Source organism: Cryptosporangium sp. NPDC051539 (genome assembly GCF_044454545.1).
Taxonomy (GTDB): domain Bacteria; phylum Actinomycetota; class Actinomycetes; order Mycobacteriales; family Cryptosporangiaceae; genus Cryptosporangium.
Genome location: NZ_JBITDV010000008.1, coordinates 196,590 through 211,555, shown reverse-complemented (window position 1 = coordinate 211,555; position 14,966 = coordinate 196,590). Strand labels below are relative to the sequence as shown.

Here is a 14,966-nt window from a genome sequence, read left to right as displayed (position 1 = left end):
TTCGACCGCGCCGACCGGATCCGCGGCCTCGGGCGTGACCACCAGCGCCAGCACCGATTCGCGGACCCGCGCGCGCAGCGCGGACGTGCCCAGCAAGCGGGCCGCCTGGTCGATCAGCGTGATCGCCGGGCGCGTCTCCGGCGCGTCGACCGCGACGCCGATCAGCAGCCGCCCCGGCGGCGGGCGGAAGCCCGCGAGGCCGGTCCGGACGACGGTCTCGGCCGACGCGGGCGCCGCACCGCTGACCAGGTCGGAGAGGAACGCGGCGGCGTGCCGCTCGCGCTCGGTCGGCGGGTCACCGGTGCGCAAAATCTCCAGCGCGAGCGCGGTCGCGGTCCGCTCGACGGTCGCGGCCAGGTCCTCCGGCGGGAGCGGGGAGCCCGGCGCGGCCACCAGCTTCCCCAGGACCGGCCGTGCACGATCACCTCCGAACCGGCCGCGGCCGAATCCACCGCGCGCCAGGCGGCGTGGTCGTCCGGGACGCCGTACGAGGCCACGAGCGCCCCGCTCGCGGTCGTGAGCACCACCGCGGCGCCGGCCACGTCGGCTGCGGTACGCAGCAGCCCGGCCACGCCGGCACCGGAGATCAACGCGTCGTTCAGTGCCCGGGTCACCCGGTCGCCTAGCCGCAGACGCCGGGCCGCCTCGTCGACGATCGCGGTGTTCGCCGCCTCGCACATCCGGATGAACGGCACGACCGCGTGCAGCGCGATCAGCGGGAGGTGGCGCCGGGCGGCCTCGTCGACCAGTTCGGGCGGGATGTCGGGGAAGCTGCGGCCGAGTTCGAGCGCGAGCGCGCTGACCCCGGCGTCGGTGAGCTCGCGGACGTAGTGCCGCCGGGCGCCCGCGTCACTGCCGGCCAGGCCGAGACCGGTGGTGAGCAGCAGTTCTCCGCCGGAGAGCAACGGACCGATCTCGTAGATCTCGCTGGAGTGCACCCAGCGGACCGGGCGGTCGAGCACGTCGTGGCCGGTGAGCACCTCGGGCCGGGCGTCCCGGACCGCCTCGAACTGGAGCACCTCGGCCAGCGTCAGCAATGAACCCTCCGGTACGAGATGTCAGTCAACGGCCCCGTCAGTATGGACGCGGCGTCAGTTGTCCCGGTGTGATACCCGGGCGCACCCTAGAGGGCATGACCATCCAGCCCGCCGCATTGCTGGCCGTCGCGATCGAGGAAGCCCGAGCCGGACTCGCCGAGGGCGGTGTTCCGATCGGCGCCGCGCTCTTCGACGCCGAGGGCACGCTGCTCGGCCGCGGTCACAACCGCCGGGTGCAGGACGGCGACCCCTCGCTGCACGCGGAGACGGCCGCGTTCCGGAACGCCGGGCGGCGTCCGATCTACCGCGACACGATCATGGTGACCACGCTCTCGCCCTGCTGGTACTGCTCGGGGCTGGTCCGGCAGTTCGGGATCGGGCACGTGGTGATCGGTGAGGCGAAGACGTTCTCCGGCGGGCACGACTGGCTGGCCGAGCACGGTGTGACCGTGACCCTGCTCGACGACCCCGAGTGCATCGGGCTGATGACCGACTTCATCCGGGCCCGCCCAGAGCTCTGGGCCGAAGACATCGGTGTCGAGGTCAGCGAAATCGAGGCCACATGATCACGTCCATCGACCTGCGCGACGACCGCGCCTCGGTCGCCAGAAGAGTCGACGAAGCCCTGCAGCGATCCGGCTTCATGCTGGTCACCGGCCACGGCGTACCCGCGGAACTGCGGGCCGCGGTGCGCACGGCCTCCCGGGAGTTTTTCGCTCTGCCCGAGGCGGCGAAGCGGCGGTACGCCGCCACCGTCGGCGGTCGCGGCTGGTTGCCCACCGGCGTCGAGGCAAACGGTTACGCGGAGGGCACCGAGACGCCGCCGGATCTGAAGGAGACGTTCGCGATCGGCGCCGACCAGCGCGTCGGCGACCCGGCCGTCGACGACGCCTGGTTCCTCCCGAACGTCTGGCCGGCCGAGGTGCCGTCGCTGCACGAGACGCTGAGCGTCTATTCGGCCGCGATGCGCACGCTCGCCGACCGGCTGCTCCAGGTGTGCGCAGAGGCCCTGGGCCTTCCGGACGACTTCTTCGTCCCGACCACCGACCACCCCACCTGGACGCTGAACCTCAACTGGTACCCGCCGATGGGTGTGGTCGGTGAGCCGGAAGAGGGCCAGTACCGGATCGGTCCGCACACCGACTTCGGGACGCTCACGCTGCTCGACCGCGAGTACGGCAGCGGTGGCCTGCAGGTCTTCACCGCCGACGAGGTCTGGGAAGACGCGCCGTACGACCCGGACGCGTTCACGATCAACGTCGGTGACCTGCTCGCCCGCTGGACCGGGGACCGCTGGCTCTCCGCGCGCCACCGGGTGCTGCCGCCGCAGGCCGACGCCCCGGACGAGGACCTGGTGTCGCTCGTCTACTTCTACGAGGCGAACCACGACGCGGTCGTGGAGACGCTCGAACCCCCGATCGGCCGAACGCCGCACGCGCCGGTGATCAGTGGTGACTTCATTCGAGAACGGCTGGATGCCATCACCATCGGCTAATACGGAGGTCAGCATGGCTGTAGACGTCGAACCGCTTCGCGAGGGTGAGTACGGCACCAAGGTCGTCGCCGTCGAACCCGGCGGCATCGAGAAGATCCCGCCGTCCGACCGGCACGGACGCCCGCTCGGCCTGTTCTGGACCTGGGCGTCCCCGAACCTGGAATTCGCGACGATCTACCTGGGTGTGCTGGCCACGCTCGTTTTCGGCCTGACGTTCTGGCAGGCCGTGCTCGCGATCGTCCTGGGCAACGCGCTCTCGTCGATCGCGCACGGGGTGTTATCGGCGCGCGGGCCGGTGCACGGCGTCCCGGAGATGGTGCTCTCCCGGGCGGCGTTCGGGTTCTGGGGCAACCTGCTGCCGGCCGGCTTCCTGGCCGTGACGGCCGGCATCGGGTGGTTCGCGGTCAACAGCGTCAGCGCCACGTTCGCGCTGAACTCGCTAACCGGCGCGCCGAAGTGGCTCTGCCTGGTGATCGTGGTGCTGGCCCAGGTCGCGATCGCGTTCTTCGGGCACAACTTCGTCCACTCGTTCGAGCGGTGGGTGTTCCCGGTACTGACCGTGGTCTTCGTGATCGGCGCGATCGTCGTGCTGAGCAAGTCCCACCCGGGCGCGCCGGCCGGTGCGGGCATCCCGCACGTCGGCACGGCCGGCGGGTTCTTCCTCACGCTCGCGGCGGTGTTCGGGTACGGGTCGGGCTGGAATCCTTACGCCTCGGACTACACCCGCTACCTGGCCCCGGAGACGAGCAAGCGCGCGGTCGGCTTGTTCGCCGGTGCCGGGATCTTCGTCTCCTGCACCGTGCTGCAGATCGTCGGCGCGGCGTCGGTCACGATCGGTCCGCCGGCCTCCGACAACCCGACGACCGCGTTCGTCGACACGATGCCGTCGCTGCTGGCGAACCTGACGTTGCTGGCGATCGCGATCGGCGGCGTGTCGGCCAACGTGCTGAACATCTATTCGGGGTCGATGTCGTTCCTGACGATGGGTGTGAAGCTGCCCGCCCACCTGCGCCGGGCCCTGGTCGCCCTCACGTTCGGCGTCATCGGGTTCCTGGTGGCGCTCTCCGGCCTCGACGACGCCGGGCACAAGTACGAGAACTTCCTCCTGGTGATCGGGTATTGGATCGCCCCGTGGCTCGGGATCGTGCTCGTCGACATCTGGCTCCGGCGGAAGGACACCGACGGGTCGCTGGTCGCGCCGGTGCTCTACGACCGGCGGTACACGAACTGGGCCGGGCCGATCGCCATGGTGGTCGGGCTGGTCGTCTCGATCCGGCTGTTCTCGAACCAGGAGCAGTACACCGGAGTGGTGGCCGAGTCGAATCCCGGCATCGGCGACATCACGCCGATCGTCGGGTTCCTGCTCGCTGCCGTCGTCTACTTCGCGATCCGGGTACCCGTCATTAGGTCACACAAGTAACTTTTGGTACATATGGTGTCACCAGGTGCGAGCTTTGCGGGAGGCTGGCGTGGGTGACACAACGGGTGAAGACGGCGCCGAGTACCGGGAGATGGTCGACGCCATCACCGACTTCGGCCTGGTCCGGCTGGACGATGACGGCGTCATCCGGGGCTGGCACGGTGCGATGGCCGACATGACCGGCTACCCGCCGGACGAAGCTCTCGGCCGCTCGGAGGCGATGCTGCTCCCGGGCGACGACGCGCAGGCGGTCCTGCGCGAGGAGCTCGCCGCCGCGAGCTCGACCGGCCGCTACGTCGCCGAGGGGTGGCGCCTCAAGCGGGACGGAGGCCGGTTCTGGGCCACGGTCACGATCACGCCGCTACCCCACACCGGCGGCTACGTGATGCTGTTCCGCGACCTCACCGAGCGTCGCGACCAGGAGATCGCGCTGCGCAGCATCGAGGAGATGATCAACGGCATCACCGACTACGAGGTGATCCGCCTCGACGCGGACGGCAACGTCCAGTCCTGGAACCCCGGGGCCGAGCGGCTGCGCCAGTACTCGGCGGCCGAAGTCATGGGCCAGCCGGTCTCGATGTTCTACGCCGAGGACGAGGTCCGGCGCGGTGTCCCGGAGCGGGAGATCGCCGCCGCGGTGCGCGAAGGCCGATACGAGGGTGAAGGCTGGCGCGTGCGCCGGGACGGCAGCAGATTCTGGGCCAACGACGTCCTCAGCCCGATCACCAGCCCGGACGGCACCGTGATCGGCTTCGTCAAGATTGCCCGGGACCAGAGCGAGCGACGCGAGGCCGAGCAACTGGTGGCCCGCCAGCGCGACGAGATCCTCGAGCTCTCCACGCCGGTCATCCAGGTCTGGGACGACGTCCTCGTGCTGCCGGTGATCGGGACGCTGGACAGCGCCCGCGCGGCCCGGCTGACCGAGAACCTGCTCGAGCGGATCGCGCGCGACCAGGCCGAGGTCGTGATCCTCGACGTCAGCGGCGTGCCGGCGGTCGACACCGAGGTCGCGCAGCACCTGCTCAAGACCGTCGAGGCGGCTCGCCTGATGGGCAGCATCAGCGTGCTCTCCGGCATCCGGCCGGAGACCGCGCAGGCGATCGTCCACCTCGGCATCGAGCTCGGTTCGCTGCGCTGCCGCAGCAACCTCAAGGACGCTCTCCAGCTGGCTCTGCGGCTGGTGGGTGCACCGGCCGGGATCGAGAGGCCGACCGTCGATGCCTGACGAGGTGCCGATGATGCGGATCGGCTCGAACCTGCTGGTGACGCTGCAGGGCGAGCTGGAGGACGCCATGGTCGAGCAGATCGAGCGGGTCGTGACCAAGGAGGTCGCGCGCACGCACGCCAAGGGCATGCTGATCGACATCAGCGGGCTGTCGCTGGTCGACTCGTTCGTCGCCAGGGTCATCGCCCGGCTGGTCGGGATGGCCCGGCTGCTCGGCGCCCAGGCGACGCTCGTCGGCATGCAGCCGGCGGTCGCGATCACGCTCGTCGAGCTGGGTGTGTCGATGAAACACGTGCACACCGCGCTCAACGCCGAGCAGGGTCTGGCCCGTCTCCAAGGGCTGCGGGATGACCGGCTCGACTGACGTCCACACGGTGTCGATCGGTGCCGAATCCGACCTGCTGCGGGTTCGCACGACGCTCCGTGCGGAGTCCCAGGTGGCGGGCCTCGGCCTGACGTCGGCCACGAAGTTCATCACGGCCGGCAGCGAGCTCGCCCGCAACATCGTGCGGTACGCGACGCACGGCCAGGGCGAGGTGCTGATCGAGGCTCTCGAGGAGGGCGCCCGGAAGGGCGTCCGGGCCACGTTCACCGACTCCGGCCCCGGCATCCCCGACCTGGACGCGGCGATGTCCGACAACTTCACCACCGGCGGCGGTCTGGGTCTCGGGCTCCCCGGCAGCCGGCGGCTCGTCGACGAGTTCTCGATCGACACCGGGCCCGGCCGGGGGACGACGGTGGTGATCACCCAATGGGGTCGGTAGACGACCGGTCGGGCGTCCGGAGCACCACCCACACGCGCGTCGTGGTCTCGGAGGACTCCGCCGTCGGCGAGGCCAGGCGGACCGCCCACCAGCTGGCCGCCGAGCTCGGCGCGGATCAGCTCGGCATCACCCGGGCCGAGCTGGTCGCGACCGAGCTGAGCACGAACCTGCTGCGTCACGCCGACCCGGACGGCTGGATGCTGCTGCGTCCGGTGGCGCCCCGCTGGGTGGAGATCCTCGCGGTGGACCGAGGGCCCGGGATCCGCGACCCCGAGGCCGCGCTCAGCGGTCGCGCACCGGCCCCGAAGGGTCTCGGTTGCGGTCTGGCGTCGGTCCGCCGCGCGTCCGGCCTGGTCGACCTCCACACCCGGGCCGGGTCCGGCACCGTCGTGCTCTCTCTGGTCGACGTACTCCAGGCGGACGCCGCGCCGCTCGCGCGCCGAGCGGCCGCGGGCGTCTCGGTCGGGCTGTTCGAGGCGAACGGTGACGGCTGGTCCACGATCGAAGCCGACGACGGGCGGCTGGCCGTCGCGGTCGTGGACGGTGTGGGGCACGGCGTCGCCGCGTCGGTGGCCACCGACGTCGTCCTCGACGTGTTCGGGGCCGCGCCGACGGAACTCGCGTCGTTCGCGGCCAGGGCCAACGACGCCGCACGAGGCACCCGGGGCGCGGTGGTCAACCTGTGCGTGCTCGACCCGGCCGCGGACCGGATCTCCTCGCTGGCGCTGGGCAACGTCAACGGCCGGATCTTCGCCGGGAACGCGGAGAAGGGGATCGCGACGTTCAGCGGGAGCGTGGGGCTGAGCGCCCAGGCGCCGCGCGCGCGGGTCCAGCACCACGACTGGCCGCCCGGCGCCACGCTCGTGCTCTGGACCGACGGCCTGCGCAGCCGGCTCGAGGCCGACGGCTACCGCGGGCTGTTCGAGCACGACGCCGCGGTGGTGGCGGCGGTTCTGCACCGCGACCACACCCGCGGTACCGACGACGCCACCGTGGTCGTCGTCCACCGGAGTTCGTCGTGACCGGGGAGACGCCCGACGTCGCCGCGCTGGTCGCCGAGGTCACCGCGCTCCGCGCGGAGTTGAACGAAACCAGCCGGGGGCTGATGGCGTTGTACGCGGAGCTGTCCGCGCAGACCGACGCCCTGGAGCAGGCCCGGGTCGCGGCCGAGGCCGCGACCCGGGCCAAGGCGGCGTTCCTCGCCGACATGGGCCACGAGATCCGCAACCCGCTGAACTCGGTGATCGGCTTCGCGGAACTGCTCGGGGAGACCGAGCTGAGCGGGGAGCAGGCCGACTACCTCCGGCCGATCCAGGCGGCCGGAGAGCACCTGCGCAGCCTGATGGACGACCTGCTCGACTTCTCCAAGCTCGAGGCGGGCCACTTCACGTTCGAGTCGATCACGTTCGACCTGATCAGCTGCGTGGAGGACGCGCTGGCGATCGCGGCGCCGCAGGCCGCGGCGAAGGACCTCGGGCTGGCGGCGGTGTTCGAGCCGAACACCCCGCGAACCGCCCGCGGCGACCCGACCCGGATCCGGCAGATCCTGGTGAACCTGCTGGTCAACGCCGTGAAGTTCACCGCCGACGGCAACGTCTGGGTGCAGCTGACGACCCAGCGCGGTGACGACGGCCGCGCCTGCGTCTCGTTCGCTGTCCACGACACCGGCATCGGGATCTCGCCGGACGCGCTGGAGCGGATCTTCGTGCCGTTCGCGCAGGCGGACGTGTCGACGACCAGGCGGTTCGGTGGCACCGGCCTGGGCCTCTCGATCGCCCGTGAGCTGAGCCATCGGATGGACGGCGAGCTCACGGTCGCGTCCGAGCTCGGGGTCGGGTCGACGTTCACCAGCACCGTGCACCTGGAGGTCGCCGCCGAGTCGATCACCGATCCGGACGACCAGCCCCTGTCCGGCCGGAGCGTGCTGCTCAGGCACGAGGACGCGATTACCGCGAAGGCGCTCGGGGTACATCTGGCCAGCTGGGGCGCCGACGTGCGGACCGAGCCGGACGGAGAGGTGCTCGCCGTGGTGGGAACCGAGCAGTTGCCGGGCCGCGACCCGGGCGTGCCGGTTCTTGTCGTGGCGCCGCTCTCCACCCGCCGGTCGGAGCTCGACGACGCTCCCGGCGTGACGGCCGTGCTGCACACCCCGCTCCGGCGGGCGCATCTGCGGACGGCGGTGGAGGAGGCGCTGGCGACGGCGACCGACCCGCACCCCGCCTGACCTCGTTCACCGGGCGTTCATGCGGCTGAGCGACGGTTGCGGCGGACTGTGGCCGATGCACGGAAGGGGCCGGAATGAGCGACCGGACGGTGAGCGAGCGGGACGGCTCGGAGCTTTACGACGAGACCGGTCGCTTCGTGCTGGCGCGGGCCGGCGGGTACAAGGTCCAGGACAACCCCGAGGACGACCCGGTGCTGCTCCACGCGGACGGCAGCCCGGTCGACACCTGGCGCGAGAGTTACCCGTACTCGGAGCGGATGTCGCGGGACGAGTACAACCGGGTGAAGCGGCTCCTGCAGATCGAGCTGCTCAAACTGCAGAACCACATCAAGGACACCGGCGACCGGATGGTCATCCTGTTCGAGGGCCGCGACGCCGCGGGCAAGGGCGGGACGATCAAGCGGTTCATGGAGCACCTCAACCCGCGCGGTGCCTCGGTGATCGCGCTGGAGAAGCCGACCGACCGCGAGCAGAGCCAGTGGTACTTCCAGCGCTACGTCGGGCACCTGCCGGCCGCGGGCGAAATCACGATGTTCGACCGGTCCTGGTACAACCGGGCCGGGGTCGAGCGGGTCATGGGTTTCTGCTCGGACGAGCAGTACGAGCAGTTCTTCAGCGACGTGCCGAAGTTCGAGCAGATGCTGGTCGAGAACGGCATGCACCTGATCAAGCTCTGGTTCTCGGTGACGCAGTCCGAGCAGCGCACCCGGTTCACGATCCGCGAGATCGACCCGGTGCGGCAGTGGAAGCTCTCGCCGACCGACATCGCGTCGCTGGACAAGTGGGACGCGTACACGAAGGCCAAGGAGGCGATGTTCCTGAACACGGACCTCGCCGAGGCGCCCTGGACCGTGGTGCGCAGCAACGACAAGAAGCGCGCCCGGGTCGAGGCGATGCGGTACGTGCTCTCGCGGTTCGACTACGCGAACAAGGACGAGGAGATCGTCGGCGCGCCCGACCCGCTCATCGTCGGTAGCGCCGCGCACGTGCTCCCGGACTGATCGACGGGTGACGGGCCGGCCGCGGGCCTGCAGCCCGGCCCGTCACCCGAAGAAGCGGGCCGGGCTGAAGGCCCGCCAGCTGAGCCAGGCGGTGAGGAGCAGCCCGAGAAGCGCCACCGCGAGACGCGGTGCACCGCGGTCCAGCGCGTCGACGAGCACGCACGAGACCAGCAACACGACTCCCGGCGCCGCGGGGTGAACTCCGCTCTTACGGCGGGTTCCCGCGGCCGATAACGGTCCGATCACACATCGATGGTGGGGGTTCCCGCACACGACGGCTGGTCCGTGCGGTGAACGTCCGGCGAACCTGCCCCGACCAGCGATCGGTAGAAGCCGAGATGCGCGCGGGCGGCGGCCTCCCAGGTGAACCGTTCGGCCAGCGCGCGTCCGGCCCGCGCGCGGACCGGTCCGTCGTCCAGGGCCGCCCCGATCGCGGTCGCCAGGCCGGGGACGTCGGCGGCGAACGTGACGGTGTCGCCGAACACCTCCCGCAGGACCGGGAGATCGCTGGTCACCACCGGAACTCCGGCGGCCAGGGCCTCCAGCGCGGCCAGCCCGAAGCCCTCCTTCACCGACGGGAACGCGAACACGTCCGCGGCGGCCACCAGCGACGGCAGCGCGTCGTGGTCCACCGGGCCCAGCACGACCGGGGAGAGCCCGAGTTCCACCGCCCGCGATTCCCACCGTGCGCGGTAGGCGCGGTAGTCGAACAGCGTCTCGCCACCGGCGATCACCAGGTTCACGTCCGGCCGGCCCAGGAGCGCGTACGCCTCCAGCAGCTCGAGCGAGCCCTTGCGCGGCTCGATGCCGCCGACCGCGAGCACGTACCGGCCCAGCCGGGCGCGCCACCGGGTGTCTCCGGCGGCGGCGCGGAACCGGGCGGCGTCCACGCCGTTCGGGATCACCGTCGGGGTCAGGCCCCACCCCGACCGCACCTCCGCCGCGACCGCGGCCGAGACGCACACGTGCGCGGCCGGCTCCACGATCGCCCGCTCGTGGCACGCGGCCAGCTCCGGCGTCGTGAAGTGGTCGAGGTGGTGCACGGTGCGGACGTACGGCACGCCGCGGACCGCGTTCGCGCTGATGCAGTCCTGGGCGTGTACGACGTCGTAGTCCGAGGGCTCGAACGCGTCTCGCAGCACCGCGATCGACCGCAGGATCCTCGCCCCCACGGACTCGCCCTCGACCGCCGGGAACGGCACCACCCGCACCGGGACCGAAACGGCCCGGAAGAACCCGCCGTCTCCGTCCCGCCCGAGCGTCCACACGGTCACGTCCACACCCAGGGCCGCCAGCGCCTCGGCCAGCGCCAGCGTGTGCACCACTCCGCCGCGCGGCTTCGTCGAGTAGGTCAGCAGCGCCACCCTCACGAGTACGCCCCCGGACGTCGTTCGGACAGATGGGCCAGCACCCGGCGGGCCCGCGCGATCTCCGCCGCCACGTCCAGCTCCGCGACCGCCGTCCCGGCCTTCGACCACGTCCGCGCCAGCACGTCACCGCCCGGACCGACCACTTTGGCCTGGCCCAGGAACCGCATTCCGCCCAGCGTCCCGGTCTGGTTCGACGACGCCAGTACGACCTGGTTCTCCGCCGCCCGCGCGCAGTCGTACAGGTCGAACAGCCGCGACTGCCGGTCGTCGGCCATCCGCGGCGCCCGGTTCGTCACGCTGGTCGGCCACGCCGACAGGCAGGCCAGTATCTCGGCGCCGTCGAGCGCGAGCGTCCGCGCGGATTCCGGGAACGTCTTGTCGTAGTCGACGAGCATGCCGAGCCGTCCGATCGGAGTGTCGAAGGCCGTGAACTCGTCGCCGGCGGTGTACGCGACGGCTTCGCCGGCCGGCTGGTGCACTTTGCGGTGCGTGCCGAGGATCCCGTCCCCGGACAGGCAGACCGCGGTGTTGTACCGGTGCTCACCGGCCGCCTCGCGAAGGCCCAGGCAGACGATCATCTCGCCGGCCATCGCCCGGACCCGCTCGATCAGCGGCCCGTCCAGCTCGATCGGCGGCGGCAGCGTCTCCGCGTCGGGTCGCTGCAGGTCGAGGTACCCGCCGAGGGCGGCGTCGGGGAGCACGAGCAGCCCGACCCGGTCGGCGCGCGCCTGCTCGATCAACCGGGCGATCCGCTCGAGATCGAAGTCGAGGTTGCGGCCGAAGTGGGCCGAGACCGCTCCGATGCGGATCACGCCCATGGCGTTCAGGGTAACGCCGCCGCGGGGCGTCCTCCCAGGACCGGGTACGCGTCCGGACGCCGGTCGCGGAGGTGCCCCATCGACCGCCGGGCGGTTTCCAGCGCCTGCGTGACGTCCAGCGACGCGACCGCCAGTCCACCGGCGACCCCGGTGTCCGCGAGCACCTCGCCGCCCGGGTCGACCACCTTCGCGCTGCCGACGAAACGCAGCGACCCGTACGTCCCGGTCTGGTTCGCGGACAGCCAGACCACCTGGTTCTCCAGCGCCCGGGCCTGGTCGAACAGGTCGAACCGGCGCTTCCAGCGGTCTCGGCTGAGGTCGGCGGAGGCGTTCGTGCGGCTGCCCGGCCAGGCCGAGACGCAGACGATGATCTCGGCGCCGTCCAGCGCCAGCGCCCGCGCCGACTCCGGGAACGCCTTGTCGTAGCAGATCATCGTGCCGATCCGCCCGACCGGAGTGTCGAACGCGGTGAACTGGTCGCCCGCGCCGTAGGACGCGTCCTCCGCCAGCGGCTGGTGCACCTTGCGGTGGTTGCCCAGCACCCCGTCCCCGCTGACGCAGACCGCGCTGTTGTACTTCGTCCCGTCGTCGACCGCCTCGCAGTACCCGGCGACGATCACCATCTCTCCGGCGAGGGCGGCCAGCCGGGCGATCTCCGGACCGTCGACGGCGAGCGCGGGCGGCCCTTCGGCCGCGCCGTCCAGGTCGGCCAGGTATCCGCCGAGCGCTGCTTCGGGCAAGGCCATCAGGCGGACGCCCTGCGCGCGGGCGTCGGCGATCAGGGACCGGATCCGCGCGAAATCGGCGTCGAGATCGCGGTCGAACGGCGCCGCGACGGCCGCCATCGTGAGCGAGTTCGCGGTCATTGCTGCCTCCTGGGAGCGTCGAGCGTGTGCGGTGACCCGCCCGGACCCGCTTCGCCCGGACCCCATCCGCCCGGACCCCATCCGCCCGGGCCCGGGCCGGTATCGGTCCGGCCCGGGTGGGCGGCGCCGAGGCCGGTGACGCCGGCCGCGATCACGTCGGTCGTTTCGCCGTCCGGCCAGCGCAGTGCCACGCCGGATCCGGGTTCGAGCCCGCCGCAGACCGCGCCGGTCGCCGGCCCGGCGGGCGGCGCCGGTGCGCCCGGGACGTCGGTCGTGAGCATGCCGAAGCCGGGAAAGCAGGTGAGCCAGTCACCGAGTGGTGCGCCGGGCGGGACGGGTACGGCGTGCACGTCCAGGACGGCGCGGCAGCCGCTCGCCTCGGCCAGCATCCCGAGCGTCCCGGCGATACCGGCCATCGAGACGTCTTTGGCGGCGGCCGGGCGGGCCGCGGCGACCAGCCCGGTCATCGCCCGCAGTTCCTCGGTGGTGCGCAACGACGTCGAGTCCCACTGCCGGCCGGTGTACCCGGGGCGCCAGCTCCCGCCGAGGTCGACCGTGAGCCGGACGTGGTGCCCCGGGCGTCCGCCGCCGCCGGGCACGGCCGCCGCGCCGGACGGGAGACGGCCGAGCGCGGTGATCGCGAGCGCACCCGGCACGCCGAGCTGGGTGTGACCGCCGAGGATCGGGACCCCGTAGGCGCGCGCGGCCGCGCGGACGCCAGCCAGCACCCCGGCGGCGTGCGCCGGGTCGCGGGCGCCCAGCGCGTCGAGCAGGCCGACCGGGTGCGCTCCCATCGCGGCCAGGTCGTTGACGTTGACCAGCACGCCGCACCAGCCCGCCCAGGCCGGATCCCGCTCGACCATCGACGGCAGGACCGCGTCGCAGGCGGCGATCAGGTCGGACCCGGGTACCGGCGCGCCGTCGTCCCCGACCCACCCGGCGCCGCCCGGCGCGAGCCCGTGCAGCAGCCCGCCGAGGTCGCGTTTGGTCGCCGCCACGAGGTCGGCGATCCGTCCGATCGGCCACCGCATGAGCTCGTGCGGACGCCCGGCCGCGCGCACCTCGCGCACGCGGTCCCAGCCCAGACGCCGGAACATCGTCGCGGCCCGGGGCTGCACTGTCGCTTCGAACCGCAGCACCCCGGCGTTCTCGGCGTAGGCGCAGGCCGCCCGCACCAGAGCCGGTCCCACGCCGGAAGTGCTCCGGCCCGATCCGGCTCCGCGGCGACGCGCCCCCGCGCGCCAGCCGGGTGCGACGGCGAGGCGGCCTCCCGTCCACCAGCCGATGTCCGGCCCGTCCAGCGCCGGGCCGAGCCGCACGCCACCGACGACCGTCCCCGAGTGGTCGCGGGCCACGAGCACGACCGTGCGCGGATCGTCGTCCCGGTCGTCGAGGTCGTGGCCGGCGAAGAGCCCCTGCTCGTCGACGAACACGGCTCGCCGCAGGGCGTGGTACGGCGCCAGGTCGTCGGCGCGCCCGATCGTGAAAGCCGGGCGGTCACCGCCGGTCAGCGTGGGCACGTCCAGCAGTGGACGGACGCCACCGCCCACGGTGTTCCGCTGCCTGTCGTGGATCAAGGACACCTCAACCACCAGCTGACGGGAGCGCGCTGCAGGCGCCGCAGGCGGCACAGCCGGCGGTCTGGTCGGCACCGGACATGCCGGCCGCGCGGAGCAGTGCGCCGACGCGCGCGGTGACGTCGCGCACCAGCGACGGCGGGGGAGCGGTCACGCCGTCGCGGCGGGCCAGCGTGCCGGGCATCGGACGGAAGGGCACCACGAACGGGTAGACCCCGCGGTCGATCAGGCCGGCCGCGCCCGCGACCAGCTCGTCCGGGTCCTCCCCGAGACCGACCAGCAGGTACGTCGAGACCCGGTTCGGTCCGAAGACGCGGACGGCCTCGTCCCAGGCGGCCGTGTACTCGGAGAGGGGAACACTGCCCTTGCCGGGCATCCAGGCGCGACGGACGTCGTCGTCGAGCGACTCGGCGTGGATGCCGATCGCGGTCGTACCGGCGTTCTTCAGGTCGGTGAGCACGGCGAGATCGCCGGGCGGCTCGATCTGGACCTGGATCGGGAGCCCGGGCACCCGGTCGAGGACCGCCCGGACGCAGCGCACCAGGTTGCGGGCGCCGCGGTCGGGTCCGGTGGTGGTGCCGGTCGTCATCACCATCTGGGTGATGCCGTCCAGGCGGACCGCGGCCTCGGCCACCTCGGCGAGCTGCGCCGGGGTCTTGGCCGCGATCGTCGCGCCGGAGCGGAGCGACTCCTCGATCGTGCAGAACCGGCACCGCTGGTCCTCGGCGTACCGGATGCAGGTCTGCACGACGGTGGTGGCCAGGACGTTCCGGCCGTGCAGACGCGCGATCTGTTCGTAGGAGATGCCGTCGACGGTCGCGAGGTCGTAGAAGCGCGGGCGGCGAACCACGTCGAGCGAGAGTCCGGTGTCTTCGCCGAGATAGAGCAGACGCCCGTCGTGCGCCGTGTACGGGCTGTCGAGGACCAGAGGGATGGCCGCGTTGGCGCCGTCGAGCACGACGTGCCCGTCGTTGCTCGGACCGGCGCCGTCGGGCCGGCGAACCGGGGCGTCGAGCACGACGCCCCGGGTTGCTACGCCGACCCGTGTGCCTAGTGCGTCGCGCGACGCCACTGGTCCTTCGGTTGCTACGCCGACCCGTGTGCCTAGTGCGTCGCGCGACGCCACTGGTCCTTGGGCCGCCGCGTCGACTCTCGTGCTGAGAGTCATG

At 72.2% G+C, this 14,966-nt stretch carries 16 protein-coding genes; 9 read left to right on the top strand and 7 right to left on the bottom strand.

Going from position 1 to position 14,966, the window contains the following annotated elements:
- Positions 1-161: 161 nt before the first annotated feature.
- On the bottom strand, positions 162-1,037 hold the full coding sequence (locus tag ACIBZJ_RS25260) for a PucR family transcriptional regulator ligand-binding domain-containing protein (RefSeq protein ID WP_395933596.1): 876 nt from the start codon (positions 1,035-1,037) through the stop codon (positions 162-164).
- Between the two features lie 95 nt (positions 1,038-1,132).
- Between ACIBZJ_RS25260 and ACIBZJ_RS25255 the strand changes: the two genes are divergently transcribed.
- The 9 genes from ACIBZJ_RS25255 (at position 1,133) to ppk2 (ending at position 9,166) form a co-directional block, all read left to right on the top strand.
- A complete protein-coding gene (locus tag ACIBZJ_RS25255) occupies positions 1,133-1,603 on the top strand; it encodes a nucleoside deaminase (RefSeq protein ID WP_395933594.1) in 471 nt (156 codons plus the stop codon).
- A complete protein-coding gene (locus tag ACIBZJ_RS25250) occupies positions 1,600-2,532 on the top strand; it encodes an isopenicillin N synthase family dioxygenase (protein ID WP_395933592.1) in 933 nt (310 codons plus the stop codon). Before ACIBZJ_RS25255 ends, ACIBZJ_RS25250 begins: the two co-directional genes overlap by 4 nt.
- Positions 2,533-2,545: 13 nt before the next feature.
- Positions 2,546-3,952 (top strand): purine-cytosine permease family protein, encoded by a 1,407-nt coding sequence (locus ACIBZJ_RS25245; RefSeq protein ID WP_395933590.1) that lies wholly within the window; start codon positions 2,546-2,548, stop codon positions 3,950-3,952.
- Positions 3,953-4,001: 49 nt separating this feature from the next.
- Complete coding sequence (locus ACIBZJ_RS25240; RefSeq protein ID WP_395933588.1) at positions 4,002-5,177, top strand: PAS domain S-box protein; 1,176 nt, start codon at positions 4,002-4,004, stop codon at positions 5,175-5,177.
- Complete coding sequence (locus tag ACIBZJ_RS25235) at positions 5,170-5,541, top strand: STAS domain-containing protein (protein ID WP_395933586.1); 372 nt, start codon at positions 5,170-5,172, stop codon at positions 5,539-5,541. The genes ACIBZJ_RS25240 and ACIBZJ_RS25235 overlap by 8 nt, the downstream gene beginning before the upstream one ends.
- Complete coding sequence (locus tag ACIBZJ_RS25230; RefSeq protein ID WP_395933585.1) at positions 5,525-5,941, top strand: ATP-binding protein; 417 nt, start codon at positions 5,525-5,527, stop codon at positions 5,939-5,941. The genes ACIBZJ_RS25235 and ACIBZJ_RS25230 overlap by 17 nt, the downstream gene beginning before the upstream one ends.
- Positions 5,929-6,963 carry a SpoIIE family protein phosphatase gene (locus ACIBZJ_RS25225; protein ID WP_395933583.1) on the top strand — a complete coding sequence of 345 codons (1,035 nt, stop codon included), beginning with the start codon at positions 5,929-5,931 and terminating at the stop codon, positions 6,961-6,963. Before ACIBZJ_RS25230 ends, ACIBZJ_RS25225 begins: the two co-directional genes overlap by 13 nt.
- The gene (locus ACIBZJ_RS25220; RefSeq protein WP_395933581.1) at positions 6,960-8,165 is read left to right on the top strand and encodes an ATP-binding protein; all 1,206 of its coding nucleotides are present in this window, start codon (positions 6,960-6,962) and stop codon (positions 8,163-8,165) included. The genes ACIBZJ_RS25225 and ACIBZJ_RS25220 overlap by 4 nt, the downstream gene beginning before the upstream one ends.
- A gap of 74 nt (positions 8,166-8,239) precedes the next feature.
- Complete coding sequence (gene ppk2 / locus ACIBZJ_RS25215) at positions 8,240-9,166, top strand: polyphosphate kinase 2 (RefSeq protein ID WP_395933579.1); 927 nt, start codon at positions 8,240-8,242, stop codon at positions 9,164-9,166.
- 42 nt (positions 9,167-9,208) lie between these two features.
- On the opposite strand, the gene ACIBZJ_RS25210 is transcribed toward ppk2, so the two are convergent.
- The 6 genes from ACIBZJ_RS25210 to ACIBZJ_RS25185 are packed head-to-tail and all read right to left on the bottom strand — an operon-like array spanning position 9,209 to position 14,965.
- On the bottom strand, positions 9,209-9,412 hold the full coding sequence (locus ACIBZJ_RS25210) for a hypothetical protein (protein ID WP_395933577.1): 204 nt from the start codon (positions 9,410-9,412) through the stop codon (positions 9,209-9,211).
- On the bottom strand, positions 9,409-10,536 hold the full coding sequence (locus tag ACIBZJ_RS25205; protein ID WP_395933575.1) for an MSMEG_0565 family glycosyltransferase: 1,128 nt from the start codon (positions 10,534-10,536) through the stop codon (positions 9,409-9,411). Before ACIBZJ_RS25205 ends, ACIBZJ_RS25210 begins: the two co-directional genes overlap by 4 nt.
- On the bottom strand, positions 10,533-11,354 hold the full coding sequence (locus ACIBZJ_RS25200) for a carbon-nitrogen hydrolase family protein (RefSeq protein ID WP_395933573.1): 822 nt from the start codon (positions 11,352-11,354) through the stop codon (positions 10,533-10,535). The genes ACIBZJ_RS25205 and ACIBZJ_RS25200 overlap by 4 nt, the downstream gene beginning before the upstream one ends.
- A 5-nt stretch (positions 11,355-11,359) precedes the next feature.
- Positions 11,360-12,220 carry a carbon-nitrogen hydrolase family protein gene (locus ACIBZJ_RS25195; RefSeq protein WP_395933571.1) on the bottom strand — a complete coding sequence of 287 codons (861 nt, stop codon included), beginning with the start codon at positions 12,218-12,220 and terminating at the stop codon, positions 11,360-11,362.
- On the bottom strand, positions 12,217-13,749 hold the full coding sequence (locus tag ACIBZJ_RS25190; protein ID WP_395934102.1) for an MSMEG_0567/sll0787 family protein: 1,533 nt from the start codon (positions 13,747-13,749) through the stop codon (positions 12,217-12,219). Before ACIBZJ_RS25190 ends, ACIBZJ_RS25195 begins: the two co-directional genes overlap by 4 nt.
- Positions 13,750-13,804: 55 nt before the next feature.
- Entirely contained in the window at positions 13,805-14,965 is a 1,161-nt protein-coding gene (locus tag ACIBZJ_RS25185; protein WP_395933569.1) for an MSMEG_0568 family radical SAM protein, read from the bottom strand.
- Between the last annotated feature and the right edge of the window lies 1 nt (position 14,966).

What these genes read in the sequence shown, in the direction of transcription:
- ACIBZJ_RS25255 (WP_395933594.1), top strand. Translation starts at nt 1,133, where the DNA reads ATGACCATCCAGCCCGCCGCATTGCTGGCCGTCGCGATCGAGGAAGCC.
- ACIBZJ_RS25250 (WP_395933592.1), top strand. Translation starts at nt 1,600, where the DNA reads ATGATCACGTCCATCGACCTGCGCGACGACCGCGCCTCGGTCGCCAGA.
- ACIBZJ_RS25245 (WP_395933590.1), top strand. Translation starts at nt 2,546, where the DNA reads ATGGCTGTAGACGTCGAACCGCTTCGCGAGGGTGAGTACGGCACCAAG.
- ACIBZJ_RS25235 (WP_395933586.1), top strand. Translation starts at nt 5,170, where the DNA reads ATGCCTGACGAGGTGCCGATGATGCGGATCGGCTCGAACCTGCTGGTG.
- ACIBZJ_RS25230 (WP_395933585.1), top strand. Translation starts at nt 5,525, where the DNA reads ATGACCGGCTCGACTGACGTCCACACGGTGTCGATCGGTGCCGAATCC.
- ACIBZJ_RS25225 (WP_395933583.1), top strand. Translation starts at nt 5,929, where the DNA reads ATGGGGTCGGTAGACGACCGGTCGGGCGTCCGGAGCACCACCCACACG.
- ppk2 (WP_395933579.1), top strand. Translation starts at nt 8,240, where the DNA reads ATGAGCGACCGGACGGTGAGCGAGCGGGACGGCTCGGAGCTTTACGAC.
- ACIBZJ_RS25200 (WP_395933573.1), bottom strand. Translation starts at nt 11,354, where the DNA reads ATGGGCGTGATCCGCATCGGAGCGGTCTCGGCCCACTTCGGCCGCAAC.
- ACIBZJ_RS25195 (WP_395933571.1), bottom strand. Translation starts at nt 12,220, where the DNA reads ATGACCGCGAACTCGCTCACGATGGCGGCCGTCGCGGCGCCGTTCGAC.
- ACIBZJ_RS25185 (WP_395933569.1), bottom strand. Translation starts at nt 14,965, where the DNA reads ATGACTCTCAGCACGAGAGTCGACGCGGCGGCCCAAGGACCAGTGGCG.